The sequence below is a fragment of the Plantactinospora sp. ZYX-F-223 genome (assembly GCF_039649625.1).
In the GTDB taxonomy this organism is placed as follows: domain Bacteria; phylum Actinomycetota; class Actinomycetes; order Mycobacteriales; family Micromonosporaceae; genus Plantactinospora.
The window spans coordinates 401,771-423,720 of the sequence record NZ_JBDJAV010000001.1 but is presented as its reverse complement, the minus strand read 5'-3'; the positions used below and the strand labels follow the sequence as shown (position 1 = coordinate 423,720).

Genomic DNA, 21,950 nt, shown 5'->3' with positions numbered 1-21,950 from the left:
AGGGCCGCCGGGCGCACGAGTCAGTAAGTGTTGTTCGCCGTGGTCAGCCGCACCTCACCCGCCGGCAGGGCCGGGCACACCGCGGCACCCTTGTACGTCGCACCAGCCGGGGTGATCAGCCATGCCGGCAGGTTGGCGGTGCTGCCGACGAGATAGGTGCCGAGGTCGTTGTTGGCGAACCGGACGTGGTACGACGCGCACTCGTCCGAAGCCTCGTTGAGCTCCTCACGGTAGTGGGTCATCGACGGCGAGGACCGGAGGAACCCGTTGGCGCCGAAGACGTTCTGCTCGAACGTGTTGAAGTTGCTACCGTCGCGCACCTTGATCGGCTCGCTGCTCACGCCGGTCACCTGGTTGCCCACGAACCGGTTGCGGTTGCTCTTGTGGGTCACGTAGATGGCGTGGATGTAGCTGTTCTCGGAGTTCCGCAGGTCCACGAAGTGGTTGTTCTCGATGCGGTTGTCGGATGACTCGGTGAGCACGATCCCGCCGTAGCCGCACCGCAGGAAGTCGGGGTTGTCGCACGAGCCGCCGGTGTAGGCGTTGCCGATCTTCGTGAAGAGCATCCCGAAGACGGTGTTTCCGTCAAGTCCCCGCGCCGAGGGTAGGCCCGGCGCCGACGAGCGCTGGTAGCCCCCGCCGCACGACCCCGCCGAGCCGTCCAGCGAAATGGCCGAGGCGGCGTAGTACTCCACCTGCAGGTAGTAGAACCGCAACCCGGATGTCCCGCCCTCCGCGAGTGGCTGGCCGGGGTTGCCGGGACAGGCATAGAACCACGGTCCGCCGATGTACCGGCCCGACCCGCTGGCCCGTTGGTTCTGGAACACCGGCCGCGCCGCGATGCCCCCGATGCCCTCGCCGTACTCGTAGTCGTCCGGCATGAACGAGATCGTGTGGCCCGGACGGTAGGTCTGCCAGACGATGCCCTGGGCCACGTACGTGCCGGCGTGGATGCGCACCTCGACGTCCATGTCGAGCGGGCCGGCGGCGACGAGCTGCTGCACCCGCGCCAGGCTGCGGACCGCGGTGGCGGGCGTCGCGCCGTCCCGGGCGTCGTCGCCGGCCGCGTTCAGATAGATGGTCTGGACGCCCTCGGCAGAGCTGGCCTGGACGTTCTCGGCAGCGGCGGGCGACGTGCACACCACCACCGTCGACAGCCCGAGCACCATCACCGCAAACAGATGTTTGAGACTTCTCACGCACACTCCTCCCGTACGCGGACCCGTCGACCACCTGGAGGCACCGACGGAGATCGTTTCCGCACGGTCATGATGTCACGCGCACCCTCGCGAAGGTCACCCGTACGACGCACGCCCACCGCTGCCGTAGCGTTCGGCGCCATGTGGAGCGAGGAGATCGTGGCCGGGCGCCCGGCATGGCGGCACACCCCGTCCGGGGTGGTGTTCCGGAAGGTTCCCGGCGGGACGTTCCGGATGGGCCTGTCCGACGCGGAGCTGGGCGCGGTGCGCGCCATCGAGCGCGCCGGCGAGGTCGAGGACACCATCGAGCCGTTCCTCGCCACCGCCGGCGACGCCCAGCCGGTACGCGAGGTGCGGGTCGAGCCGTTCCTGATCGCCCGGCACCCGCTGACGGTGGCCCAGGTCCGGCATGGCTCCTCGACTACGAGGACGCGTACGCCGAGACCGACACCGCCACCGCCCGGCTCGAAGACGACCTGGACGACCTGCTCGGCCTGCTGCCGTTCGCGCTGCCCAGCGAGGCCCAGTGGGAGTACGCGGCCCGAGCCGGCACCACCACGCTGACCTTCCGTGGCGACGGGAAACCCGACGAGGAGCAACTGCTCGACGACTTCGCTGACGAGAAGCGGACGGCCTCGTCGGAGAACGCGTTCGGGCTCGCCGCGATGGGGTCAGCGGGCGAACTCTGCGCCGACGTGTGGATCCCCGGGTATGCGGGCGCCCCAACCGACGCCCGACCCCGGACCGGCGACGGCCCTCGAACCGTACGCGGCGGCGCCGCCGACCTCTCTCCCTGGCAAGGCTGCGACGAGTGGCTGCTGCTACTCTCCGCCACCCGGTACGAGCACGCCCAGTTCACCGCGGTACGCCCGGGGTCTGGCCGCCGCGATCCTGGCTTTGTCAAGCTTGTGTGGAGCGTTGTGGGGAAGATGATGAGATTTATGGACGAACTGTGGCGGTGGCGGGGCTGCGGTTCGGCAACGGAGGCAACACAATGCGTACATGAACAGTCACGACAAGTCGGCGCCTGATCACCTGCTAATCAAGATCGAGCAGCGGGACGACCCCGTCTCGATGATCTCGGAGGACGACGCCCGACGTCGCTCGCTCGCCTACCCCAAGACCATGTGGGGTGCCCCGATCTTCGGCCTCGCCGAAGAACTGGATGCCGGCCGGTGGCGGATCATCCGGCTCGACGCCGAAGAGCCGCAGTACGCCCGGGACAGCCTCGCCCACCACCTCCACAGGCGGCACAGCGAGACACCGGACACCCCCGAGAACGCGACCGAGCGGGCCGAGTGCGAGGCCGCGTACGAACTGCTCGACTGGGAGCCCGTCAACGACCTCACCGTCAACGGCCGCCGATACCGGATCATCCGCGCCCAGCCGTTCATCCGGATGGGGCCGGACGGGCCCGAGCCACCCCGACCCACCGACCCCGACCCGTACCCGCCCGGCCAGGCGGAGAAAGCTCCGTCCCAGATGGAGGGGTTCGTCATCGACCCGACCGCCGGCACCGGACTCACCGACGGAATCGTCCGGATGGAGATGACCTCCGCCTTCCACCGCGCGGAAACCGTCCCCGAGGAGGTCCGCGCCGACTCCTACCGGGCACTGGACACCCACCCCAACGCGGTGCTGCTCCCTGTCGGTTTCACCATCGGCGGGTACGTCGACGGCAGTTGGCGACCCAAGTCGTTCGACGCCTACCCGACCCCACAGGCTGCCCGGGACGCCGGCTCCTTCTCCATCGTGCGCCCCCGGATGGACGAGACCACCACGATCGAGGAGTTCATGGCGGCATGCGAGCGCGCTCGCGCGGCACACCAGCCGCCGCGTACCGACGACTTCGAGATGAACGGCGTGCCGTGCCGGGTCACCCGGGTCGAAACCTTCGTCCGGGTCGGCCCCGACGGACCGGAAGGACCGCGCCCCTCAGACCACGACTCCCAACCACCACCGGCCCGACACGTCGCCGACCTCCGCGCCCAGGGCCTGATGCCCGACCCCGACTGACCGACACCGGTGGGCATACGGCCCGGTACACCGCTTGACCCAGCGGAGAGCCCCGGTGCAACGCCTCGGCAGCTGCCGGGTCCAGTGGGTGCCGCTGCCCTCGATCACGCCCTGCCAGTGCTTCAGCTCCACCACGTACAGACCACTGCGAGTGAGCACCAGCGCGTCGATCTCGTTGATCGACCCGTCCGTGCCCACGAACTCGACATTGGCCCAGACGTGGTACGGGTGGGCGTCTGGCAGGTAAGAGGCGAGCTCCCGCAGGCCGTCCTTCTCGTGCGGAAAGTACAGGGTCCTACTCGTCCTGGCAGGCTACCTGCACCTGTCACTGAAGACGGTTCTCGGTCAGTGGGCATGTTTCGGTAGGAGCCGCCGACGGCCGCACTCACCGGGTCGCGCCGAGTACCGCCCAGCGGCCGGAGCGCATCCGGAGCAGCAGGCCGACCAGCCGGGCCACGATGAAGAGGGTGAGCCCGGCCCAGATGCCGCCCAGGCCGAGGTCGAGGGCGAAGGTGAGCCAGATCGCCGGCAGGAAGACCCCGAACCCGCTGACCACGGTCAGGTTGCGCAGGAACCGGATGTCACCGGCGCCGATCAGCACCCCGTCGAGCGCGAAGACGACTCCGGCCAGCGGCTGCATCCCGACGAACCACGGCCAGGCGACCATGGCCTGCTCGCGTACCTGCGGATCGTCGCTGAACCAGCTCGGCACGATCCCGGCACCGGCGCCGATGATGATCGCGAAGGCGACGCCGCAGATGCCACCGTAGATCGCGATCCGCCGGCCCAGCAGCCGGGCGCTGGCCCCGTCGCCGGCCCCGAGCGCCGCCCCGACCAGCGCCTGGGCGGCGATGGCCAGCGCGTCGAGCAGCAGCGCGGTGAAGAACCAGAGTTGCAGGGCGATCTGGTGTGCACCGACGGCGGCCACCCCGAACCGGGCCGCCACGGTGGTCGCGGAGAGGAAGCTGGCCTGGAAGGCGGCGCCCCGGATCAGCAGGTCCCGGCTGAGCACCAGTTGCCGGCCGATCACCCGGGGCCGGGGCGCCAGCGGCACCCGCTCGGCGACCAGCGCAGCCGCGAAGAGCAGCCCGGAGAGGGTCTGCGCGACCGCGTTCGCAATCGCCGAGCCGGCCAGGCCGAGCCCGGCCGGATAGACCAGCAGCGGGCAGAGCAGCGCGGAGAGCAGGTTCGGCCCGAGCACGAACCAGAGCGGCCGGCGGGTGTCCTGCACGCCGCGCATCCAGCCGTTGCCGGCCGCCGCGAGCAGCAGGCCGGGGGCGCCGATCGCCGCGATCCGCAGCCATAGTGCCGCGCCGTCGGCCACCTCGGGGGCGCCACCACCCGCGACGGTACGCGCCAGCGGGCCGGCCGCGAACTGCATGGCGACCGCCAGCAGCAGGCCGGCGGCGAGGGCGAGCCAGGACGACTGGACGCCCTCGGCGACGGCGGCGGCCCGGTCGCCGTACCCGAATCGGCGGGCCGCCCGCCCGGTGGTGCCGTACGCGGTGACGGTGCCGATCCAGACGACCAGGGTCATCACCGGGCCGCCGACGGCGAGTGCGGCCAGCGGCACGGCCCCGAGGTGCCCGAGTACGGCGGTGTCGACCAGCACGTAGAGCGGTTCGGCGGCCAGCACCACCACGGCCGGCAGGGCGAGCCCGAGGATCCGCCGCGCGGACGCGTCGACCGCCCCGGGCTGTGGGGCGGCCTGCGAGATGGGGGCGGTGGGCTGGCTCATCGCGAACGATCCTGGCATGACAGTTGTAAGGAACACAAGGCTACTCGACGCTTACCGCTCCTGACTGGGTGACCTTCCGGGCCGCGCTGTCGAGCTGCCCCGTCCGTGCGCCCATCCCCTGGGACCGACCGCGCCGCACTGGCCCGATCAGCGACCAGTGCCTATGCTCCGGAACCGTGTCGAACCACGGCGGGGGGCCGGGAGCGGGCCGATCGGGACTGGCTGCCCGACTGTTGGCGGTGCCACTGCGCTGGTTGGGGCTCGGCACCGGGGTGGCCGGGCTCGCCGCCTCGGGCCTGTTCGGCGGCCTGGAGACGGTGGCGAAGCCCGAGGTGCCGACGGTCGCGGTCGGCAAGGCGGTCGACGGCGGGCCGTGGAGCGTCACGGTGACCGGCAGCCGGCTGGTCGGCAAGCTGCCGACGCTGTACCTCCGTGATGGCAAGCGCTGGTTCACGGTACTGGCGACGATCGAGAACACCGCCGACGAGAGCCGTACCGACTTCGACGACGCGATCAGGCTGAGCGGTGTCGCCGGGATCGCCGAGGAGCGGCCGAGCCAGGTCCGGCTGGTACGCGACGGAAGCAAGCCGACCTATCTCAATCCCGGCCTGCCCGAACGGCTCGCGTTCCTCTGGGAGCAGGACGACAGCACCCCCGTGCCGACGAGCGTGAAGGTGCAGGTCTGGGGTACGACGCGCCGCCTCGACACCATCGGCGACACCTGGGAATGGCTCGACCCCGAGCGCCGGGCCGAGGTCGAGGTGCCGGTGCAGGACCGGAGGGCCGGATGACCGTACCGGCCCAGCACCCGGATCCCGACTCCGTCGGCAGTCACCGGGCGCCGCCCGGCCGCGTGCAGCGGATGGGTCTCCGGGCCGGTGCCGGCACCCTGATCCTCGCGGCGCTGGCCGTGGGCGGGGCCATCGCCAACTGGCGACCGATCAACGGCGGCGGTGCCGAGGCCCGTGAGCGGCCGTTCGTCCAGGCGGGCAGGTTCGGCGAGACGGTGTCGACCCGGGTCTTCGACGCGACCGTGCTGGACGTCCGGGGCGCCGCGAAGGTGTCCAACGGCGGCCAGTCGTACGACACGGCGGGAGTCTGGATCGTCCTGCGGGTCCGCCTGGCGACCCGGGACAAGGCGACGAGCATCGGGTACGCGGCCCTGCGCGACCAGCGGGACCGGGAGTTCCGGGCCACGACCCGGTTCACCCAGTCGCTGGTCGGTGCCGCCCGGGTCCTCCAGCCGGGGATACCCGTCGAGGGTGACCTCGCCTTCGAGGTACCCCGGGACGCGGCGACCCGGCTTTCCGCGTACTTCGCCCAGCAGCAGATCGACATCCGGATGGACGACCTGGCCGAGGTACCGCTGCCCGCAGTGGACCGGTCGCGGGTCGACGAGTGGGCGGGCGCTCCGGCACCGGTACCGCTGGCGAGCGCGCGGGCGGTGGCGCCGTGACCCAGCCACCGCCAGTCCCGTCCGGCCAGGGCCTGGACGCACTCGGCCCGCCACCGCCCGCACCGCCCCGGCGGGATCCGCTCGGCCCACCGCCACCGTGGACCGGCCCGCCGACCGTGATCCTGCGGTACGCCGAGGTCGACACGGCGATGCTGCCCGTGGTCGAGCCCGGCCCGCCACCACCCGCCGCCCCCAGCACAGAACCGGCCCGCCCACCCACCGCACCATCGCCCGTCCCCACCGCCTCACCGGCCCCCACCGCACCCTCGCCCGTCCCCACCGCACCGTCACCCGTCTCCACTACGTCGTCGCCCGTCTCCCGCCCGCTCTCGGAGCCGGTGACCACCGCACCGGCTGCCCCCGGTGGCTCGGGCACCGGACCGGTCGGCTGGTGGCGACGTAACCGATGGGGTCTGCTGGCCCTGCTGCCGGCCCTCCTCCTGGCCCTCGGTCCGGGCGTCAAGGACGGCTACGAGCGGTACTCCCGGGCGGAGTACCTCGAACCGGTCGGTGTCGGAGCCGACGGGTGGGTGGAGTTCTCCGGTGCCCGGATCCGCCTGGTCGAACTGGTCGAGGCGTCCTCCGTACCGGCGCGCGGCAGCCGGCCGGTCACGCTGCCGGAGGGCGTACGCGTCTGGCGGGCGACGGTGGCGTTCGAGCTCTCCGCCCCGGAGGCGCTGATCGGCTGCCTGCCCTATCTCGAGGACGGGGACGGTCGGCTGTTCAGCGTGAACCCACCGGAGTTGAGCGGTGCGCGGCTGCCGGTCACCCAATGCGTCGCGGACGACCCCGCGCAGCGGTCGTTGCAGGCGGAGGCGTACTTCCTGCTGCCCCGCCCGGCCGCCCCGGTCGCACTGCGGATCGTCAAGCCGACCCAGCGGCCGCGCTACGCCCGGCTGCCGGTCGGCTGATCCCCGGCGGGCTGGTCTCCTGCCGACGTCTCGGCGGTCGACCTCTCGGTGCCGGATGCCGAGGGCGGCGGCTGGATCCGCAGCACCCGATCGACGGCGGCGCCGAGCAGGCAGGCCAGCACCACGGTGCCGACCGCATCGTTGAGCAGCGCCAGCTGCCCGGAGAGCGGCATCCAGATCGACTCGAGGTCCTGCCCGCCGATGATCATCCGCTCCGCCTCCCACAGCCACTCCCGGGCGGTCTGGGCCAGCAGGAAGGCCAGGCAGAAGAAGAGCATCGGGGCCAGTCCGGCCCGCGCCATCAGCCGCAGGCTGTGCACCATCGGCGCGAACCGCTCGCGGAGGTCGGCGCCGAGGTTCGCCCCGACCACGCGTACTGGTCGGGGCAGCGCCCGCCAACGCCGGGCGGCCCGTTCCACCAGGTCGGCCTCGGACGGCGGAGGTGGGGTGAGCCGGTGGCCGTAGACGACCGCGCCGACCGCCAGCCAGGCCAGCGGTACGATGATGGCCACCTGCACCGATCCGGCCGCACCGACCAGGAACGCCCCGGCGGCCCGGACCGGCCCGGACAGCGGCCCGAGTTGGTCGACCAGCGTGTGCCAGGCGTCCAGCAACCAGACCACGATCCGGCGCTCCTGGAGCCATTGCAGCAGCGGGTCCTGTGCCTGCGCGACCGTGGTGGCGACGACAGAGATCCAGACGACCTCGACGTAGGCGCCGGGGATGCCGAGCCAGCCCATCCGGGACCGCTCCTGCCACTTGCCGAGCAGCCAGCGCAGCACCACCGCGACGGCCACCACCGCCAGGATCGTGCCGGTGAGGTCGAGCGGCATGCGGCGCTCCGCGTTCTCGGCGACCTGGCCAGGATCGGTGAAGATGGCGGCGTCGGCGAGGTAGGTGTCGACGAAGACCTTGTAGAGGTAGTCGGTGAGATCCTCCTGGAGGTACCCCCAGGAGGCGTATACGGCGAGGAACGGCACGAGCGCACTGCCCAGGTGGTCGAGGAGTGTCTTGCGGCGCGGCGGGCGACCGCCGGTGTCACCCGCCGGCCAGATCCCCACCTCCCCTGCCTCTGCCACTCCCGCCGCCTCGGTCGTTCCGATGTCCGGCGGCTCGGTCGAGTCGATGTCTGCCGTCTCGGTCGTCGCGGCCGAGAGCCACGGCAGGGACGGGCGCAGGGCACGCAGCATCAACACCAGCGCGGTCAGCGTCGCGATCGGTCCCAGGACGACGACCAGCATTCCCAGCACACCGTTGATCTTGCTGACCTGCACCGCGCCGAGTACGACGAACTCCCGGGCCGCCGCTCCGGCGAAGTAGAGCGCGAACAGCACCGGCCAGTGCCGGACCAGCAATCGCAGCGAGGTGCCGACTACGGCGACGGCCTCCAAAAGCGCCGCGCCGAGGGTACGACGTCGGCGCGGCGCCTGGGTCCACAATGGTGGAGCCGTCGCCGTACCGTCCGAGCCGCCGCCGATCACGGGCCACAGGGTACCGCCGGTGGCGGCGGCGCGAGGGGGCTCAAGTCGGGTACAGGCCGAGGTCGGTGAGCGCGGCGGGCAGGGTCGGCGCGGTGGTCAGGTGCCGGACGCTGTCCCGCTCGCGCAGGTGGAGCTGGCAGGTGACGCCGTCGTAGTGCACGGCGACCGGCTGTCCCGGGTGGTGTCGAGCGAGTCGCCGGACCAGCGGCGCCGGATCGTCCACTGTGCTCGGCTGGGGTGCCTGCGGCACCCGGATCGGCTCGGTGGGATCGTCGGGCACGCTGCGTACGACCGCCAGTTCGAGGTATTCGAGGCAGAACGCGATCGCGGCCTCCGGGGTGTTCCGGGTGGGTGGCGCGGCGGGGTCGACCGGCACGCCGGGCAGACCGACGGTGACGTCCCAACTGTCGCCCTGGACGAGGCGGGGGTCTCCGGCGTTGCGGCTGTGGTCGGTGGCCGTGACGGTGACCGCCAGCCCCAGGCCGAGGACGAGCCGGACGAGTTCGGCCAGGGTCGGCACCTCGGGCCGGGTGGCGCCGACGAGCAGCCGGGCACCGGGCTGCCCCCGGCCGGCCCGATGCAGATAGCAGGTGAGCGGGTCCGCCCCGACGTGGGGCAGGGTGACGACGCCGTCCCGCAGGTCCTGGTCGAGGGTGGCAGCGCCGTCGAGTTCGGTCAGGTCCTCCGGGCGTACCCCGAAGGTGCCGGCCCAGGTGCCCAGCCGGTAGGCGTCGGGAAGCTGGTGCACCGGCCGGCCGCCGGGTTGGCTGGCGACGAGCGGCGCCGGCACCGGTTGCCCGGGCCGCCAGGTCAGGTGTACGACCCGGCCGTCCAGGTCGGTGACGGTGACGTTCACCCCGTGATGGATCCGTCGGGTGCCCTGGCAGGTCCGGCAGGGCATCGGCGACGGGCTGCGGCCGGAACCGGCGCAGGCCCGGCAGTCGGGATCGGCGGCCCGACCAGCCAGCGTGCAGGAGCAGGCGCGGAGTCGACTGTGCGGGTCGCAGTCGCGGCACTCGGCGTACCCGATGGGCGGGCCCTGCCAGGACGGTGCCGGCGGCTGCCACCCACGCCGCAGCGCAACCGCCTGGCGGCACGCGATCTGTCCGGTGCTCCGCTCGACGAACGTCTCGACGGTGCCGGCGATCCGCAGGCTGGTGTGCCACCAGCGGCCGTCCCGCCAGATCGCCTGCGCGCCGGCCGCCGGCGTGCCGCTGCCCAGGTCGGTGCAGTCGGCGACGATCCGGCGTTCGAGCTGGTCAAGGTCGACGTGCGGGACTTCCGGCGGCTGCCGGTCGCGCCCGGTCAGGTAGTACGCGGGGGCGGCTCGACCGCGCTCCCGCAGGCCGTAGAGCGCGTCGGCGACGGTGGTGGCCGCGACCGCGCCGGGCAGGTCGTCGGCCCAGCCACGCGACTCGGCCGGCACCTCGCCGCCCGGGACCTCGTAGCGGACGCTCCAGGCGGGGTCGTCGGCATGGCCGCGACGACGCGCCTCGACCACCAGGTCGAGATGGAGCAGGTCGGCCAGGCGGCACCAGCGGCCCAGGTCGGCGGCGAGGTTCCGGGGCGGGGCGGCGGCGGTGCGGCCGAGTAGGACGTGCCACGGCTGGCCGCTCTGGGTCGCGATCGCCTCCGCCTCCAGGGCGCGGCGGGTCGGCTCCGGCAGGCTCGGCCGCCACTGTCGGGGCAGGAACACCACCGGCCCGTCCGGCGTCCCGTCCGGCGCCCGCACGTCCCGCCACGAGCCGGCACCGACCGTCGCCGCCAGCTCCCTGACCAGCGGCGCCAGCGGCAGGTGCCACCCTCCGCCGCCGGGCCACGGCACCGGTTCCACCACTCCGGGTACGACGTTCGCCGACGCCACCGCCCCGGTGTCCACGTTCGCCACGCTGAGCACAAGCTGGGCGCGACGCCGCCCGGTCTGCCCGCACCCGTGGCAGGGCCGGGCCACCGTGCCGACGCCCTGACAGAGCTCACAGTTCCGGTACGGCTCCCCCGCCGAGGTCCGGTCGTCCTCGATCAGCAGCCGGTTTCCGCCCCGGACGCAGGAGCACTGGTCGAGGGTGAAGGTCATGCCGTCGCAGCTCCGGCAGAGCACGACCGGCACCCCGCTCACCGGCCCGACCATCAGCGACCCGCCAACCCGTGCGGCGAGGCGACCTGTCGGGACTGCCAGCGGCGCAACGCGTCCTTGATCCGGGCGTTCTGCTCCCGGGTACGCGCCAGCTCGGCATATGCCCAGGCCAGGTCACCGGCCACCCGGTCCAGGAACGTCGCCACCTCCCCCGGGTCGACTCCGCGCCGACCGAACCGGACCGGGGTGAACCGACGAGCCCGCACCTGCGACGGCCACATCGGCCGGTACGCCGCCGACCGGTAACCGGTCCCCGGCGTACTCGGTGTTCGACGACCACTGCCCAGCGGCCAGCGCGACGAAAGACGCACGACCTCACCAACCTCTCCTCGGCTCAACAAGACATGGACGGGTTGGCCCACCACCTCGGCCGCAAACGGTGGCCGCAAGAGCAGGGCCGATCTTGAGGCCGGGACGGACAACCCGTACACGCTGGCCGCCCCGGCCGGGAGGTGAACGCCCCGCGTGCCATGCAAGGAGCGCCCGTGACAGAACTTAGGCGCAGTAGGCGCCTATGTCAACGAACGCTTGTCGGGATCTCGCTCTTCGTGATCAAATCGGGGTGCCATGCAAGGAGCGCCCACATGCCTACACAGCCGGACTACGTTCGGATTTCAAACGCCTATGCGGCCGCCATCGTCGAAGGACGACTGAAGCCCGGAGACAAACTGCCGACGATCGCCGAGATGACGGAGCGGTACTCCGTCGGAGCAACGACGATCAAGATGGTGCTCGTACGCCTCGAAGCTCGGCGTCTCGTGCGTCGCCACCAAGGCAAGGGGACGTTTGTCGAACCCAGTGACAAGTGGCTACTTCCCGAGGACGACGACGAGCCGAGCGTGGAGATCTAGATCAAAGTTGCTCGTCCCGGCGACCAACCGCCGTCCGCAGCCCAACTACAGTTAAGTACGGCGTCGGCAACTACACAGTCCTCCTGAAGTCCGAAGGTCTCGTCTACGGCCATCAGGGCAAGGGCGTCTTCGTCACCAGGCCGGAGTAGCCAACGCGACAACCCGTCGAGCGACGATCCACCGGGGCTGCGCCCTCCACCCCCTCTCGGATAGTGTTCGGTCGACCACGCAACTGTGACGGCGAGCCAGGCCCACCTGTGCTGGTGGATCGCGCCGCCGGCAACCGGGGAGGATCGCGATGGCCAGCATCGAGGAAGTCAAGGCCGCACTTGCTCAGGCCGCTGACCAGGGCAATACCACCCTCAACCAGATCCGCTCCGCCATGGAGAACACCGAGCAGGTCCTCGCCCGACTCCGCGCCGTCGCCGCCGGCACCGGCCATCCGAAGATCGCCGAGGCCATCAACCGTGCCGAGCAGACCAAGCAGCGTCTTACCGAAGCCGCGACCATGATCCAGGGCAGCGCCGCCGCAGCCCGCGAATACGCCAGCGTCCTCGGCTGACAGAGATCGGGCCGCAAGCGACTCGGGACAAGCCTGATGGACATCACTCAGGTCAAGGCGACCATCAGACAAGGCGAACAGGCAGCCAACGACGGCAGCGCCTTGATGCAGGTGGTCCAGGGCCGAGCCGAAGAGGCCCGGTCCCTAGCCGCCGCAACCGCCCACGACAGCGCACACCCGGAGGTCGAGGCGGGCCTGACGAGGCTCAAAGAGGCGCTGCGAGAGTCGTCGCGGGTAACCGAACTAATACAGTCCGGCGCGGAATCCGCACGCAAATACGCATCGAGGCTCTGATGGCCGACACCTCCATCGGCGATGTCGTGGCAGGGTTCCGTACCGTCATCGGCATCATCGACGAGGCCGCCGTGACCGCCAAGCGCGCAGCGGAGAATGCCAGGCAGGCTCAGGCCGAGTACACCGAAGCGTCCCATGGCACGGACGACCGGTCCATGCGGAAGGCGGTCGTGGACACCCGCACCGCCGCAGAAAAGGCCGGCAAGACCGCACGACTCCTGTCCGAAGCCGCCGAGCACTTCACCACCTACGTCAACATCATCGCCCCCGGCACCGTGCCACCCCGCTCCTCCGCACCGGAGGCGACACCTGGAGGCGACAAGCTCGCTGCCGCCGGGTTGGACCAAGGCCCTCTCTCCGCAAAGTTGCTCGGCCGGACTGCAGCCGTCCGCAATGCCGACGACGGCCTTCAGCATGCGAAGAAGGTGGCAACGGCCATCCAGAATGCCACAGGCTCCGGCGGGGTGGCAGTCGCGAAGACACCCAAGCCAGTGATCCGGTCAGCCAAGACCGAGTCCGCAACAGCGGGTGATGCGCTGCTTGCCGCGTTCGCGCTCACCCTGCTGGGGATCAAAGGTGCCGAGGTGGCCGCGAAGATCCGCCGCAAGGCCAGAGCCAAAGAGGACCACCAGGACAACCCGGAAAGGCAATAACGACGATGCACGACAACACACGGTTTCTCAAAGCAATGCTGCAACAGGACTGGGATTCGTACGACGCGCTCGTCGCGGAGTTCGAGAGGCAGGGAAAGGGCACCCCAGCCGCCATCATCGGGTTCGCCTTCAATCTCGCCGTCCATCGCCGATTCGGGCAGAACAAGGATTTGGACGACATTATCAGGTTCGTCGCGGAGACCCGGACCTTCCTGTCGGAGGGCCGGGACCTCCCGGCGAAGGAGGCCGAGGCGCTGACTTGCGCCACGCTCGACATGGATTTGCCCGGAGTAGCGGAGACGATCGACCGTCTTGACGTCGGCACGATCACCGAGATCGAGGGGCAACTACTGTTCAAGCTCGTCTCCGACGAGAACCTGTCTCAACAGGAACTGGACGACTTCTTGCTTCAGGCCGAAGCGCTCGCCGAGCAGTGGCAGAACCAGACGTAAGCGGCGGAAGCCCGACTCTTGCTACGCCGGGCCGCTGCACGCGCCCGGCAGCCACTCGTCCGGCCCGATCGAGGCGCGGAGCCGTTCGAGATCGGCCAACAGGGAGCCGAGCCGGTCCGGATCGTGCAGAAACTCCAGTACGGCGTGCTGGAACGCGTTCGCCATGGCGCTCGGCATCACGTCCGAGGCGTCCAGACACAGCGGGCGTTGGCTCGCCGTCAGCGTCTCCGCGACCCTCTCGCTCACCTCGGGCCGTCGGTCCGGCCGGTTGGCAAACGCCGGCTCGGCCGGGACGCTCGGCCGCACCTCCCGGTTGACCGAGAAGAAGCTGCCGGCGCTGCTGCCCTGCCAGATCCGCTGGGCCTGGTCCGTGGCCAGGAACTCGACCAGACGCCGGGCCACCGGCTTGTCGCTGAACAGGCCGGCGAAGTCGGCCGACACCACCGAGCCGTCCCGGCCTTCCGCGCCGGGGTCCGCGCCGCCAAAGGTCGGGAAGGGAAAGTAGTCCGCACCTCGGACATCCGCCGCCTGGATGACCCCGCCCGGCTCGTCGTCGGGATAGCCGGCCCGCATGCCGATCACGAACGATGCCTGGTGTTCGAGGAGACAGCCGGGCTGGCTGGTGAACATCGGCTTGCCGGCATCGGTGAACTCGGTCAGCAGAGCGGCGGCGCTGCCGCCCCGGACCATCCCCGGGCCGGTGACCAGCTCGCCCCACGCCGCCCAGGCCGCCCGTACCTCCGGTGAGTTCCAGCCGAGCCGACCGGCTGACCAGGCGTCGTAGGCGGCCACCCCGGAGCGGTGCAGCAGGATGTCCTCTATCCAGTCCGTCCCCGGCCACCCGGAGCCCGGGGTGGCGCTCATACCCAGACACCACGGCGTCCTCCCCGCCGCCGCCATTGACCGGCTGGTCTCGACCAGCGCCTCCCAGCTTCCCGGCGGTCCCGCCGGGCCGAACGGCGCCCGTTCCGGGAGGTACCAGACAAGGCTTTTCAGGTCAGCCTTGATCGGTACCACGTCCAGCCCGCCGCCCGCGTTCAGTTGGGCCAGCCTGCGCCACTGCGGACTCATCGAGGATGCGGGATCGCCGTCGAGCGGTCGGAGCACTCCCCGTCGGAGGTACGCCGCCATCTCGCTCAGGGTCGGCAGCACCGCGACGTCCGGCGCGGTGCCCTTCTGCACCTCGGCGAGGAGGATCTGGCGTACGGCCCGGGTGCCCCGGTAGTCGACCTCGACGCCGTACTGCTCGGTGAACGCGTCCAGTACGGCCCGGAAGCTCTCCTCCTCGGCGCCCGTCCAGGAGGCGAGCACGGTCACCGTCTCCCCGTCACGCTGTCCCAGGCAGCCGCCCAGGCCCAACCCGACGACCAGTACCGGCAACAGGGCCAGCTCGGCAAGCTTGCGTCGCATGGAGAGTCTCATCTCGACCGGTACCGGTATTCCTCGATGCGCGGCCGCAGCCCCAACCAGACGAGGAGCGCGATCGGCGACGCCAGAAGCAGTACGACAAACGCGCCGGAGGTCGCCCCGGTGGCCAACGCCGCCTGGTCGTCGACCTCCTCCGCGCGGCGCAGCACGTCGCGGTCCGCCACCGGCATCGCGGACGCCGACGGAGACGGCGGCGCGGCCGGGGACCCGGCGTCGGGCCGGCTGCGGAACACGTCGCTGCGCACCTCGCACCCACCCGCCGGGGAGCAGAAGCCCGCGAGGAGTCCGTCGAGCGCGGTGATGCCCTCCTGATCGGCTCCGGCGGCCTGCTCCGCCGACAGCCGGCGGACCTCCGACAGCTCCGCGTGGGCGTCGGCGAGCTGCTCGTTCGAGACCAGCACGAACGACGTACCGGCGGTGAGCACGACGAGCAGCACCGTGGCGGCGGCGAGCCCCCAGTTGACGCCCCGGCGGAACCGTCGGCGCAGGAAGAGTTGCGCGCCGACGAGGAGCAGCAGCAGGAACAGCACCGGCAGTACCCAGACCAGCGTCGTGCCGGGGCTCAGCCATCCGGACGAGAGCCGCGTCTCCAGCGTCGCGGTCTCCGCCGCCAGCAGTGTGTCGAGCTGGGCGAGGATTCCGCCGTCGGAGTACAGCAGCCGGGAGGCGTACCAGGCGTAGACGGTGGCCAGGCCATCCGCCCCGCTCTGCCGGTAGTGCGCGTGCGCCTGCCCCATCAGGCTGATGTACGTGACCAGCAGCCCTTCCACGACCTGGATCTGCCGGCTGCTGGTGTCGCCGGAGCCGATGTCCTCGGCGGCCTGCGCCAGGCTTTGGCTGGCGGCGGCGATCTGGTTCTGGTATTCCTCGCCCGGCCCGACGAGTCCGGCCTGCCGGGTCTGGAAGCTGGTGATCGCCGCGGTGTCGGCCCGGACCAGGGCGGTACGCACCGCCGCCAGCTCCATCACCGCGGGCAGGCTCCGGGTGCGTACCGTCTCGGCGGTGCGGTGGGTGCCCCAGACCACGGCGAGCGAGCTGGCCAGCACCAGCACGGTCGTGCCGAGCAGGCAGCCGAGCAGGCGCAGCAGCGTACGCCGGGTCGTGCTCGGCCGCACCGCACTGCTCGCCGCCAGCTCCGTCGTCATCAGGCCCCCTCAGCCCCGGCCGCCGGCTCGCGGAACGGGCGGCGGCAGGCGTCGCACACCACCGCCTCCGGCGGCGAGATCCGCCCGCAGGGACAGACCTGGTCGGCGGTACCGGTCCCCGGCGCCGGCTCGGGTGCCGACGGGGACTGCGGCGAGGGCCGGGGCTGGCGGGCGGCCCACGGCGGCTCCGCGCCCCCGACCATCACCGAGCTGACCGCGACCCGCAGCAGTGCGCTCCTGGTCCAGTCCGCCTTGAGCCGTACCGGCCGGTCGGAGTCGCCGGTGATCTCCACCAGACCAGCCAGCCGGTGCAGCACCTCGGTGTTGCCGAGCCGCTCCGCCAGGCCGACGGCGAGCCCGAGCTGCGCCTCGGCGGTCTGCCGGTCCCCGGCCTCCAGGGCGTCGCAGCCGGCGGCCACGGCGTCGCCCAGTTCCTCCTGCCCCAGGTGCCGGGCGACCAGCGGCTCGATCCGGGTCGGCGCCACCGGGTCGTCCGTCCAGCGCAGCACGATCGGTCGCGGGTCGGCGCACCGCTCGCCCGCCATCAGCAGGTCCACCCGGGCCGCCCGGACCTCCTCCTCCAGCGGCGGGCGGTCACCGTCCGACCCGTAGCCGATCGCCAGGTCCACCAGGAAGTCGCGGCTCTCGTCACCGGTCCAGGAGCCGGTGTAGAACTCGGTGGTCCGGTCGTCCAGCACGGTCGCGTGCTCGGTGAGGTCGGCCAGCGTCGGCGTCTCCTGGCGTACCGACCGGACCCGCACGCCGGGGGCGGTGGTGAGCCGGATCCGCAGGTCGGCCACCTGCTTGCCCATCGCCCTGTCCATGATGGACTGGAAGTCGGCGACCAGCTCGTCGACCTGCCCGATCGCCTCGGCCGTGCCCCGCAGCACCGAGGCGATCCGCAGCAGTTGACGGTGGTCCCAGTCCTCACCGATGCCCCGGGCGTCGCAGACGAAATTGCCCGCGCAGCCGGTCAGCACCTCTTCGAGCTGTTCCGGAGTCTCGTGCTCGTTCCGGCCGTCGGTCAGCAGGATCACGTGCCGCACCAGATCCGGGTACGGACCCAGCAGTTGGTCCGCCAGCCGCAGCCAGCGCCCCATCGCGGTACCGCCGCCGGCGTAGAGGTGTCCGGTGGCCCGCTTCGCCGCCGCCCGGGTGCTCTCGCTGGCGACCGCCGTCGTCGCCCGTTCGGGGTAGACCATCCGGGCGGTGTCGGTGCCGGCGACGATGGCGAAGCTGCTGCCGTCCTGGATGGTGTCGATCGCCGCCCGGGTGGCCTGCTTCGCCGCCGTCATCTTGGCCTGCGGATAGCCCATCGAGCTGGAACAGTCGACCAGCACCACCACCCCGGCCGAGGTCGGCGCCGGCACCACCGCCTCGGCCGGGGACCGCGCCGTCACCCTGAGCACGACCGCCATCCCGGTGTCCGAGGTCGACCGGTACGGGTTCTGCACGACCTCCAGCCCGAAGGCGTGTGGCGGGCCGCCCCCGCCGGGTCCTGGCGTCACGTCGGCACCTCCCATCGGATGGTCACCACGGTCGGGTTCACCACGGTCGGTTTCACCACGGGGTCCTCGGCCGTACCGCGTTGGCGAGGTCCACCAGCGCGCCGTGGTCCTCGATCGTCCGGGCCTGCGCGGCGAGCACCCGCATCGACCGCTCCAGCCGCCGCCGGAGGTCGTCCACGGTCGGCTCTGGCCCGAGCACCTCGCCGCCGTTGCCGAGGCCGTCCCCGGCACCGCCCTCCAACAGGCCGAGCGCCGCCGTCTGGACCAGCGCGGTCAACCTGTCCCTGGCCTCCCCGGTCGCGTTGCCGCCGTCGAGGTGCAGTGCGGGCAGCCGGCGTACCGCCTCGGCGACGTCGCCCGGGGTCGGTCCGCCGGAGGGCAGCCGGCCGCAGAGGATGCGGATCGCCGCCACCCGGGCCCGCTCGTAGTGCAGGGTCTCCCTCGGCACCTCGTCCAGGATGTCCACCGCCCCGGCCCGGTCGCCGTCGCGCAGCCGCAGCCGGGCCAGCCCGAAGGCGGCACTGCCCTCACTCCGGTCCCGCTGCCAGATCGCCCGGTAGCAGCGGGTCGCCCGGGAGTATTCGGCCAGGTGTTCGGCGCAGAAGCCGAGGGCGAGCTTCGGGGCGATCTCGCCAGGGCAGTCGGAGTAGACGGCGTCGAACTCGGTCTCGGCGGTCGGCACGTCCGCGCGGGCCAGCCCGAGCAGGCCCCGGTGCCAACGGATCCGCCAGTCGTGATCGGCCCGGGCGCCGAGGCCGGAGACCGCCGCTTCCAGGGAGCCGGCCGCACTGTCCGGATCACCCGCTTCCAGGTACGCCCGGCAGAGCGCGAGCCGGACCTCGACCGAGCGCAGCCCGGAGTTGGCCAGCTTCTCGATCAGCCCACGCGGGTCCGCCGCCCCGGCGGTCGCCAGCAGGTCCACCGCCTCGTCGTCCGGGTCCACGATCGGCAGCGGCAGCCCGCCGGCCGCCCAGGACGGCGACGGCGGCGCGACGTCGAGCAGCCCGCTCGTGCCCCGGATCCAGACGTCGAGCCCCGGTACGGCGCCGAGCCCGCCGTCCAGCAGCACCGGGGTCGGGGCGAAGACCGCCGACCGGACCGGATGGGCCCGGCCGGTACGCAGCGACAGCACCTCCCGGAGTACTCCCTTGAGCTGCTGGGACATCTCCGCCGCGGTGGCGAACCGGCGGTCGTGTCGGGCGACGGCCCGGTTGACCAGTCGGACGAACGACTCCACGCCGAACGCGATCCCGTCGGGGTCGGCCGGGGCCGCCCGGCGCCCCTCCTCGCTGACCTCGAAGAGCACCTGGAGCGTCCGGCCGACGGTGTGGATGTCCGACCGGACGGTCAGGCCGTGCCGCCGGATCTCGTCCGGTGGGGCCTGGAAGAAGTCCGTACCCACCACCGGGCTGGTGCGGTCGTCGATCCGGCGTACGCCGCCGACGTCGATCACCTTGATCCGGTCCGGGCAGCGGATCACGTTCGCCGGCTTCATGTCGCAGTAGAGCAGGCCCCGGCTGCCGTGCAGGTATTCCAGCGCGGCGAGGATCTCGTGCCCGTACGCGAGCACGTGCTCGATCGGCAGCGGCGCGGTACCCCGGGCGGCGGCCTCCTGCACGTCCTGCAACGACTGCCCGTTGAGGTATTCCATCACGATGTAGCCGGCCCGCTCGCCGGTACGCGGATCGCGGTGGGTGACCGAGTTGAAGATCCGGACGATGTTGGGGTGCTCGATGGTGGTCAGGAAGCGGCGTTCGGCGACCGCCAGCCGGAGCGCCGCCTCGTCGTTGGTGATCAGTCCCTTGAGGACGACCGGGTTGTCGTCGAGGTGGGTGTCCCGGGCCAGGTAGACCCAGCCGAGACCGCCCCGGGCCAGGCAGCCGTCGACCTCGTACTGGTCGGCCACCAGGTCGCCCCGGCGCAGCTTCGGCACGAACGAGAACGGTGCGCGGCACCGGCCGCAGTATCCCTCCGCCAGCCCGGGCTGGCCGGCGTATCCCCGGCCGACCTCGGCCTGGCAGTGGCCGCAGAACCGGCTCGACTCGGGTACCTCGGTGTCGCCGCGCAGCCGGCTGACCGGGTCGGCGGGCTGCAACTCCGGCATCGACACCAGGCCGCCGACCAGCCAGGACGAGCCGCCGGAGGCCGTGGAGCCGGTGACGGCAGGCGGCGGCCCGGCGGCCGGGGGCGGCAGCGGACGCCGGTCGCAGGTGTCGCAGAAGCCGGTCTCGTCCACCGACCCGGTGCAGCCCGGGCGGTTGCACTTCTCCGTCACCGCGCCGCACCCGGCCGCTCGTCCCGGCCGTCGCGCGGTCCTGGATCATCCACCTCGGCGGGTCGACGATCAACGGGACGGTCCTCCGCCTCGGCGGCCCGCCGCCGGATCGCCGTGGCGTACCGGTCGACCAGCACGGCGCAGGCCGCCAGGTCGGCCGGCCCCTGCCAGAGCGCCTCGTGGGCCTCGCGGTAGAGCGCGGTCAGTTCCCGGTCCTCCCGCAGCGGTGCCGGTACGCCAGCCCGGTAGCCGTCGAGCCGGTCCCGCAACCGGTCGCGTTCGTCGAGCACCGCCTCCAGTTGCCGGCGTGCCTGCCTGGCGGCGTCAAGTGCCCGGTCGGCCTTCCGCCGGCACGACTCGATGCCGGGCAGCAGCGGGCTGTCGCCGGCTCGGGTGGCGGCCGCCCGCAACGCGGTCAGTCGCAGCCGCAGCCCCGGCTCGTGCGAGGACGGTGCCGGTACCGGCCTGACCCGGGCGGCGACGTACGCGTACCGTTCCCGGGCAGCCTGTTCCGCGGCCCGTACGTCGGCGACCCGGGCGGCCAGCAGTTCGAGCGCGGCGTACCCGAGGCTCGGCGCGTGGTCGTCGTGGAAGACCAGCAGCAGCCGGAGGTCGCGTCCGGCCACCCGGTCGGCGATGGGTCGCACCACCTCGGCGACCAGCGCGGCCGGGTCGGCCGCCCGGTCCACGCCGTCGAGCACCAGGTTCATCGGCGGCGGATCGCCGGCCAGGCTGTCGGCCAGCGACTTCCCCGGGTCGGCACCGACGCTCATCCAGTTGACGATCCGGCTGCTGACCTCGTCCACCGTCCGGCCCGAGACATCGAGCGCCAGGTCGATCCGGCCCGCTGGGGACTCCCCGGCGGCGGCCGGTGCCGGTGCGGGCCCGCCCCGGTCGGTGGGCCGGAACTCCCGACTGGTCCGCAGCACGACGTCGCGCAGGGCGGCCTGCGCAGCCGAACCCGGCGCGGTGACGATGATCCGCGAGTCCGGCGGGGCGCCGGGTGCGAGGAAGTCGGTGAGCTGCCGGACGACCGTCTCGTCGGTGGGCACCGGGCCGGCCGGCGCGGCGAAGCTCGCGTCGACCGCCGAGTCGCCGCTGACCCACTCCCGCACCCGGGGGAGGTATCTGATGATCGTCTCGACCGGGATCATCCAGGACAGTGCCGAGCCCCGGCCGGCGAGGTAGCTGACCACGATCCCCAGCACGTGGTCGGTTTCCTCGTCGAAGACCGCCGTGCCGCTGAACCCGGGTTCCACGGCGGGACCGGTCGGCTCGGAGTCGAGCTGGATCCACTCACCACCGGGCCCGCCGTCCCCGGCGAGCCGGGCCCGGGCCCAGACCCCGGTCGGGACGGTCGCGGGGAAGCCGAACATCCGTACCGCGCGACGCGCACCCGACGGCAGCCGGCGCAGCACCGGACCGGTGCCGGACGGCAGCGGCTCGGCGAGCCCGAGCAGGGCCAGGTCGGCCCGCTGGTCGTCCTGCGGCGGCCTCCAGCAGCCGTCAACCACCCCGGCCCGGACCGCCGGTACGCCGGGATGCCCGACGAGTTCCACCTCGAAGTCCCGGGACGGTCTGCCGTGGGCGCCGCCCGGCTCGTCATGGGGCACCGGAAGGAGAATGTGTGCACAGGTCAGCACGTGCCGGTCGCCGAGGACGATGCCGGCACCGCGGATTCCGGCCCGCTCGTCCCGGATGCATGCCCGCCACTGTGCGCGGCCCGAATGCGACACACGGCAACGTTATTCGCAGGTGTCGGATCGATGCCACCCGTAACAAGGTCGGGAATCAGTCTGCCGACCGGCCGGCACCGCCGCAGGCTACCGCTGGACCCGCAACCGCCA

The 21,950-nt window shown here is 72.1% G+C and carries 22 protein-coding genes; 11 read left to right on the top strand and 11 right to left on the bottom strand.

The window, feature by feature from the left end; all coding sequences use genetic code 11:
• Positions 1-20: 20 nt before the first annotated feature.
• Positions 21-1,199 carry a right-handed parallel beta-helix repeat-containing protein gene (locus AAH979_RS01775; RefSeq protein ID WP_346255982.1) on the bottom strand — a complete coding sequence of 393 codons (1,179 nt, stop codon included), beginning with the start codon at positions 1,197-1,199 and terminating at the stop codon, positions 21-23.
• 141 nt (positions 1,200-1,340) lie between these two features.
• Here AAH979_RS01775 and AAH979_RS01770 point away from each other — a divergent pair, with 141 nt between their 5' ends.
• The 3 genes from AAH979_RS01770 to AAH979_RS01760 are packed head-to-tail and all read left to right on the top strand — an operon-like array spanning position 1,341 to position 3,215.
• Positions 1,341-1,763 carry a hypothetical protein gene (locus tag AAH979_RS01770; protein WP_346256312.1) on the top strand — a complete coding sequence of 141 codons (423 nt, stop codon included), beginning with the start codon at positions 1,341-1,343 and terminating at the stop codon, positions 1,761-1,763.
• Positions 1,676-2,230, top strand: a complete 555-nt coding sequence (locus tag AAH979_RS01765; RefSeq protein WP_346256301.1) for an SUMF1/EgtB/PvdO family nonheme iron enzyme — start codon at positions 1,676-1,678, stop codon at positions 2,228-2,230. Before AAH979_RS01770 ends, AAH979_RS01765 begins: the two co-directional genes overlap by 88 nt.
• Positions 2,202-3,215 carry a DUF5954 family protein gene (locus AAH979_RS01760; RefSeq protein ID WP_346255981.1) on the top strand — a complete coding sequence of 338 codons (1,014 nt, stop codon included), beginning with the start codon at positions 2,202-2,204 and terminating at the stop codon, positions 3,213-3,215. The genes AAH979_RS01765 and AAH979_RS01760 overlap by 29 nt, the downstream gene beginning before the upstream one ends.
• Here AAH979_RS01760 and AAH979_RS01755 read toward each other — a convergent pair.
• Together AAH979_RS01755 and AAH979_RS01750 are read right to left on the bottom strand one after the other, a co-directional pair.
• Positions 3,135-3,479, bottom strand: a complete 345-nt coding sequence (locus tag AAH979_RS01755) for a nuclease-related domain-containing protein (RefSeq protein WP_346256300.1) — start codon at positions 3,477-3,479, stop codon at positions 3,135-3,137. The two genes, AAH979_RS01760 and AAH979_RS01755, sit on opposite strands and share 81 nt — an antisense overlap.
• A gap of 121 nt (positions 3,480-3,600) precedes the next feature.
• Positions 3,601-4,953 carry an MATE family efflux transporter gene (locus tag AAH979_RS01750; protein ID WP_346255980.1) on the bottom strand — a complete coding sequence of 451 codons (1,353 nt, stop codon included), beginning with the start codon at positions 4,951-4,953 and terminating at the stop codon, positions 3,601-3,603.
• Positions 4,954-5,129: 176 nt separating this feature from the next.
• Between AAH979_RS01750 and AAH979_RS01745 the strand changes: the two genes are divergently transcribed.
• The 3 genes from AAH979_RS01745 to AAH979_RS01735 are packed head-to-tail and all read left to right on the top strand — an operon-like array spanning position 5,130 to position 7,320.
• A complete protein-coding gene (locus tag AAH979_RS01745; protein ID WP_346255979.1) occupies positions 5,130-5,744 on the top strand; it encodes a hypothetical protein in 615 nt (204 codons plus the stop codon).
• On the top strand, positions 5,741-6,409 hold the full coding sequence (locus AAH979_RS01740) for a hypothetical protein (RefSeq protein ID WP_346255978.1): 669 nt from the start codon (positions 5,741-5,743) through the stop codon (positions 6,407-6,409). Before AAH979_RS01745 ends, AAH979_RS01740 begins: the two co-directional genes overlap by 4 nt.
• Positions 6,406-7,320 carry a hypothetical protein gene (locus AAH979_RS01735; RefSeq protein ID WP_346255977.1) on the top strand — a complete coding sequence of 305 codons (915 nt, stop codon included), beginning with the start codon at positions 6,406-6,408 and terminating at the stop codon, positions 7,318-7,320. Before AAH979_RS01740 ends, AAH979_RS01735 begins: the two co-directional genes overlap by 4 nt.
• On the opposite strand, the gene AAH979_RS01730 is transcribed toward AAH979_RS01735, so the two are convergent.
• The 3 genes from AAH979_RS01730 to AAH979_RS01720 are packed head-to-tail and all read right to left on the bottom strand — an operon-like array spanning position 7,296 to position 11,156.
• Positions 7,296-8,801, bottom strand: coding sequence for a hypothetical protein (locus AAH979_RS01730; protein WP_346255976.1), 1,506 nt, complete (start codon positions 8,799-8,801; stop codon positions 7,296-7,298). The two genes, AAH979_RS01735 and AAH979_RS01730, sit on opposite strands and share 25 nt — an antisense overlap.
• A gap of 40 nt (positions 8,802-8,841) precedes the next feature.
• Entirely contained in the window at positions 8,842-10,917 is a 2,076-nt protein-coding gene (locus AAH979_RS01725) for a hypothetical protein (protein ID WP_346255975.1), read from the bottom strand.
• 11 nt (positions 10,918-10,928) lie between these two features.
• A complete protein-coding gene (locus AAH979_RS01720; protein ID WP_346256299.1) occupies positions 10,929-11,156 on the bottom strand; it encodes a DivIVA domain-containing protein in 228 nt (75 codons plus the stop codon).
• Positions 11,157-11,519: 363 nt separating this feature from the next.
• On the opposite strand from AAH979_RS01720, the gene AAH979_RS01715 reads away from it, so the two are divergent.
• The 5 genes from AAH979_RS01715 to AAH979_RS01695 all read left to right on the top strand — a co-directional run bounded on the left by AAH979_RS01715 (position 11,520) and on the right by AAH979_RS01695 (position 13,747).
• Positions 11,520-11,786 carry a winged helix-turn-helix domain-containing protein gene (locus tag AAH979_RS01715; RefSeq protein WP_346255974.1) on the top strand — a complete coding sequence of 89 codons (267 nt, stop codon included), beginning with the start codon at positions 11,520-11,522 and terminating at the stop codon, positions 11,784-11,786.
• Positions 11,787-12,084: 298 nt separating this feature from the next.
• Positions 12,085-12,348, top strand: a complete 264-nt coding sequence (locus AAH979_RS01710) for a hypothetical protein (protein WP_346255973.1) — start codon at positions 12,085-12,087, stop codon at positions 12,346-12,348.
• Between the two features lie 36 nt (positions 12,349-12,384).
• Positions 12,385-12,642 (top strand): hypothetical protein, encoded by a 258-nt coding sequence (locus tag AAH979_RS01705; RefSeq protein ID WP_346255972.1) that lies wholly within the window; start codon positions 12,385-12,387, stop codon positions 12,640-12,642.
• Complete coding sequence (locus AAH979_RS01700; protein WP_346255971.1) at positions 12,642-13,295, top strand: hypothetical protein; 654 nt, start codon at positions 12,642-12,644, stop codon at positions 13,293-13,295. Before AAH979_RS01705 ends, AAH979_RS01700 begins: the two co-directional genes overlap by 1 nt.
• A 5-nt stretch (positions 13,296-13,300) precedes the next feature.
• Positions 13,301-13,747 (top strand): hypothetical protein, encoded by a 447-nt coding sequence (locus AAH979_RS01695; protein ID WP_346255970.1) that lies wholly within the window; start codon positions 13,301-13,303, stop codon positions 13,745-13,747.
• Positions 13,748-13,768: 21 nt separating this feature from the next.
• Here AAH979_RS01695 and AAH979_RS01690 read toward each other — a convergent pair whose 3' ends face one another.
• The 5 genes from AAH979_RS01690 to AAH979_RS01670 are packed head-to-tail and all read right to left on the bottom strand — an operon-like array spanning position 13,769 to position 21,839.
• Entirely contained in the window at positions 13,769-15,157 is a 1,389-nt protein-coding gene (locus AAH979_RS01690; protein WP_346255969.1) for an extracellular solute-binding protein, read from the bottom strand.
• An 8-nt stretch (positions 15,158-15,165) separates the two neighbouring features.
• On the bottom strand, positions 15,166-16,320 hold the full coding sequence (locus AAH979_RS01685) for a hypothetical protein (protein WP_346255968.1): 1,155 nt from the start codon (positions 16,318-16,320) through the stop codon (positions 15,166-15,168).
• Positions 16,320-17,828: a VWA domain-containing protein gene (locus AAH979_RS01680; RefSeq protein ID WP_346255967.1), complete on the bottom strand. Its 1,509-nt coding sequence runs from the start codon at positions 17,826-17,828 to the stop codon at positions 16,320-16,322. The genes AAH979_RS01685 and AAH979_RS01680 overlap by 1 nt, the downstream gene beginning before the upstream one ends.
• A 52-nt stretch (positions 17,829-17,880) precedes the next feature.
• Positions 17,881-20,103, bottom strand: coding sequence for a tetratricopeptide repeat protein (locus AAH979_RS01675; RefSeq protein ID WP_346255966.1), 2,223 nt, complete (start codon positions 20,101-20,103; stop codon positions 17,881-17,883).
• Positions 20,100-21,839, bottom strand: coding sequence for a serine protease (locus tag AAH979_RS01670; RefSeq protein ID WP_346255965.1), 1,740 nt, complete (start codon positions 21,837-21,839; stop codon positions 20,100-20,102). The genes AAH979_RS01675 and AAH979_RS01670 overlap by 4 nt, the downstream gene beginning before the upstream one ends.
• Positions 21,840-21,950: the final 111 nt, after the last annotated feature.

What these genes read in the sequence shown, in the direction of transcription:
- AAH979_RS01770 (WP_346256312.1), top strand. Translation starts at nt 1,341, where the DNA reads ATGTGGAGCGAGGAGATCGTGGCCGGGCGCCCGGCATGGCGGCACACC.
- AAH979_RS01760 (WP_346255981.1), top strand. Translation starts at nt 2,202, where the DNA reads ATGAACAGTCACGACAAGTCGGCGCCTGATCACCTGCTAATCAAGATC.
- AAH979_RS01750 (WP_346255980.1), bottom strand. Translation starts at nt 4,953, where the DNA reads ATGAGCCAGCCCACCGCCCCCATCTCGCAGGCCGCCCCACAGCCCGGG.
- AAH979_RS01740 (WP_346255978.1), top strand. Translation starts at nt 5,741, where the DNA reads ATGACCGTACCGGCCCAGCACCCGGATCCCGACTCCGTCGGCAGTCAC.
- AAH979_RS01720 (WP_346256299.1), bottom strand. Translation starts at nt 11,156, where the DNA reads ATGTGGCCGTCGCAGGTGCGGGCTCGTCGGTTCACCCCGGTCCGGTTC.
- AAH979_RS01715 (WP_346255974.1), top strand. Translation starts at nt 11,520, where the DNA reads ATGCCTACACAGCCGGACTACGTTCGGATTTCAAACGCCTATGCGGCC.
- AAH979_RS01710 (WP_346255973.1), top strand. Translation starts at nt 12,085, where the DNA reads ATGGCCAGCATCGAGGAAGTCAAGGCCGCACTTGCTCAGGCCGCTGAC.
- AAH979_RS01705 (WP_346255972.1), top strand. Translation starts at nt 12,385, where the DNA reads ATGGACATCACTCAGGTCAAGGCGACCATCAGACAAGGCGAACAGGCA.
- AAH979_RS01700 (WP_346255971.1), top strand. Translation starts at nt 12,642, where the DNA reads ATGGCCGACACCTCCATCGGCGATGTCGTGGCAGGGTTCCGTACCGTC.
- AAH979_RS01695 (WP_346255970.1), top strand. Translation starts at nt 13,301, where the DNA reads ATGCACGACAACACACGGTTTCTCAAAGCAATGCTGCAACAGGACTGG.
- AAH979_RS01690 (WP_346255969.1), bottom strand. Translation starts at nt 15,157, where the DNA reads ATGCGACGCAAGCTTGCCGAGCTGGCCCTGTTGCCGGTACTGGTCGTC.
- AAH979_RS01685 (WP_346255968.1), bottom strand. Translation starts at nt 16,320, where the DNA reads ATGACGACGGAGCTGGCGGCGAGCAGTGCGGTGCGGCCGAGCACGACC.